Below are 752 nucleotides of genomic sequence, written 5' to 3' on the forward strand. Positions count from 1 at the left end.
ATAGACGGAAAAGATTCGGCTTACGCATTAATTTAATCGCTGCATTAGTAAACCGAATAAACTCGCAATAAGGACTTTCGCAAGAGGTCTAATAAAAAAGAATTCTCATTCTGATAGTAATTGAAATAAAAAGCCGACTTTCATCGGCTTTTTATTTTTTACCTTTCCAAAACCTCTTCCAGCAACTCCTCACTCGGTGCAAAGTAATACGCACCATCCATTGGAGTCACAAAATGTAGCAAGCGGTCATGGATTCCATCGCCAGACGTACCGAACATGCGCTCTAACATGTATCAGTAATAGATCTCTTCCATAAATCAAAAAACGATCTACTTTTTTTGCTGCTTATTTGTACCGAAAAACCTTCAATATTCCTGCATAATCTGCGGATAAAATACATCGATTTAAAGAAGCTTTCTGAAACACAGTTCAAGCGATACACCGGCATCTCATGGTCAACCTTTGATTTAATGGTTGAGCAATTGAAAATGCATGTTCCTGCCAAAGGCAGACCGCCCAAGTTAAGCCTGGAAGACCAGGTTCTGCTCTGTCTAAGCTATTGGCGGGAATACCGAACCTTATTTCACGTTGCGACGAGTTACGGGGTTTCAGAGCCCACAGCCTCAAGAATTGTCCGTCATGTTGAAGACTGCCTGATTCGGTCCAATTTATTTAATTTACCCAAGCATTTGCCTGAAGGCGAAGGCATTGACTGGAATGTGGTGATTGTAGATGCCACAGAAATTCCAATC

General features: G+C 41.1%; 1 protein-coding gene and 1 pseudogene. One reads left to right on the plus strand and one right to left on the minus strand.

Translation table 11 applies throughout. From position 1 onward, the window contains the following. Positions 1 to 158 precede the first annotated feature (158 nt). Positions 159 to 324: pseudogene (locus NI461_RS14070) on the minus strand (peroxidase); the annotation flags it as partial. A 164-nt stretch (positions 325 to 488) separates the two neighbouring features. Here NI461_RS14070 and NI461_RS14075 point away from each other — a divergent pair. After that, positions 489 to 752 (plus strand): transposase family protein (locus NI461_RS14075; protein ID WP_253157870.1); only part of this gene is annotated, 264 nt, incomplete at its 3' end.

Source organism: Acinetobacter sp. S4400-12 (genome assembly GCF_024129495.1).
GTDB lineage: Bacteria > Pseudomonadota > Gammaproteobacteria > Pseudomonadales > Moraxellaceae > Acinetobacter > Acinetobacter lwoffii_C.